The sequence below is a fragment of the Pedobacter sp. 01T416_2 genome (assembly GCF_056398925.1).
On record NZ_JBFTQI010000817.1, the window covers coordinates 1 to 2,500 of the forward strand.

At 38.0% G+C, this 2,500-nt stretch carries 2 protein-coding genes and 1 pseudogene; all 3 read right to left on the minus strand.

Annotated elements, in window-relative coordinates:
- Positions 1-238 (minus strand): annotated as a pseudogene (locus AC1DPQ_RS24485) (ribonuclease R); the annotation flags it as partial.
- Positions 239-500: 262 nt separating this feature from the next.
- Positions 501-1,544, minus strand: coding sequence for a sialidase family protein (locus tag AC1DPQ_RS24490; RefSeq protein ID WP_477611157.1), 1,044 nt, complete (start codon positions 1,542-1,544; stop codon positions 501-503).
- A 6-nt stretch (positions 1,545-1,550) separates the two neighbouring features.
- The coding region (locus AC1DPQ_RS24495) for an ABC transporter ATP-binding protein (protein WP_477611158.1) at positions 1,551-2,500 on the minus strand (950 nt) is incomplete at its 5' end.

Sequence of the window (2,500 nt, forward strand, 5' to 3'; positions counted from 1 at the left end):
TAATAAAGTTCTGCAGTTCTTTAAGTTTAAATTTACCTTTTTCTGGTTCTAAGAAAATGCCAGTACTTTTCCCTTCTTTTAAGATCTCGAGAATGGTTTCTCTTGATTCTTGATCGTTCAAATTTAATTTGGCCGAAACCTGCTTATAATTAAGCAGCTGATTACTGTTTTTTTCAAAAACATCACTAACCAATTGATTCAGAACTAATTTTATATTTGCCGATTTTTTCTTTGCCATATGCTAAACTGAATTTACCGAAGATACAGAAAAGATGCTCAGGATGGAAAATATAGGGATAATATGTAAAATGGATGATGGTTTATCGTTTAATAGTTTATTGGCCATTGGTTCATTAGTAAAGCAAATTGACAACCAGTTTACGGCCATAGTTAATGGACTGAGTAGGTTATGAAACAGCTATTTAACTATCGGCTATGAGCCAAGAACCAATTAAAAAATATTTTGCAGGTTAAACCTTCTTTCAGGACCCCTTTCTATTCTACGGACTACGGACTAACCTGATCTCCATGTAAGTGATTTTCTTCCGCTCGGCAGTATAGCTCAAATGGATGTTGCCGCTTCTATCCTGGATAATGGCCGGATAGCTGTATTCGCCTTTGCTATGGCTTTCGAGTGTGTAAATATCCTGCCAATTTTCGCCATCGGTTGATATGGCCAGTTTTAATACTGATCTGCCTTCCCACCAGTTTTTACCTGCTGTTAGTGGATTGTAAACCAGTAATTGCCGACTATCTTTCAGGGTTATTGCATCGCTACCAGAATTTGGATTAGGCAATTGAGTAGCCTTAAGTTTTGACCAGGTTTCGCCATTATTTTCCGACCAGCTTTCTACAATCACATTCTGCCTGCTTCTGCATAATAACTGTAATCTCCCATTTGGATAGGTTAAAATAGAAGGTTGGATTACACCAAAAGTATCACAATTGATAGTGATCTTTTTCCAGTTTTCACCTTCCGCATCTGATTTTTCAATATGGATGGCCCATGTTTTTTCATCTAAACTTTCTGTACTTGAGGGATATAGAATTGTTCCATTTGGTAATTGGATAGGTTTGTTTTTAATTGGCCCTAGAAAATCTTTAGGCAATTTCTGTGCTTTAGACCATGTTTTTCCATTGTTAACAGATGTTTTATATTCTGCCCACCAGGTTCTTGGATTTGGACCGACCTTATAGTGTAAAAATAAAGTGCCGTTTTTTGTTTTAAAAAGTACAGGATTCCAGCACGCAAATCTGCTGGTATCGTTTATTATCCCGTTTGCAATTTCGATCGGTAAACTCCATTGTGTGCCAGTTTTTATTGATGACCAGATTACTACATCTTTACTGCCTTCGTGTTTACCGCCAAACCAGGCGGCCATTATTTTTCCTTTACCTAAATCAATCAGGGTTGAGGCGTGGCAGGACTCGAATGGCGCCYTTTCAAAAATAGTAGTCGATTGAATGATTTCTACTTTTTGTGCATAAATATTATTTAAAGAAAGAAAAATCAGTGTAAAAGCAATTGAAAGATTTCTAAGCATTTTCTATTATTGGTGTCCTGGAATGGCCTCGATCAGTTTTTGGGTATAAGCTGCTTTTGGCGCATAAAATATCTGCTCTGGAAAACCTTCTTCCTCAATTTTTCCTTTATTCATTACTAAAATACGGTCTGAAATATGCTTTACAACCGCCAGATCGTGAGAGATAAAGATATAAGTGAGTCCGAATTCGTGTTGGAGATCTTTGATGAGATTTAAAACCTGCGCCTGAACAGAAACATCTAAAGCAGATACCGATTCGTCGCAGATGATAAATTTAGGTTGTAAAGCCAAAGCCCTCGCGATCACTACACGCTGCCTTTGTCCGCCACTAAATTCATGCGGATATCGGTTAAAATGCTCTACTTTTAAGCCTACTTTATCAAGCAATTCCAGTACTTTTTGTTTACGCTCGCTATCGTTACGGTATAATTTATGCACCTGTAATGGCTCTAAAATCGATTGACCGATGCTTAATTTAGGGTTTAATGAAGCGTAAGGGTCCTGAAAAATAATCTGAACATCTTTCCTTAACTTTCGTAAGGCTGTTTTGTCAATGTGTGTAATATTTTCTCCGTTAAAAATGATTTCACCAGAAGTAGGCTGTATCAGCCGTAAAATGGTACGGCCGAGAGTGGTTTTGCCACAACCCGATTCGCCAACCAGACCTAAGGTTTCACCAGGAAAAACCTCAAAATTCAACTGGTCAACAGCTTTAACGTAATCAGTCGTTTTGCCAAAAAGACCATTGTGGATAGGATACCAGGTACATAGGTCTTTAATCTGAAGTAAAGGTTTCTGGTTGTAAAGTTTCTCTCTCCGTATGGCTATTTCTGCTGTTGTTAGCTGGTTTGAAGCCTGTAAATGTGCTGAAGCATCATCAATTTTTCCGGTAAGGAAATCGGCCACCACCGGTAATTTTTTTAATTGTAGACTAGGTGAGGGGCGACAGGCAAGCA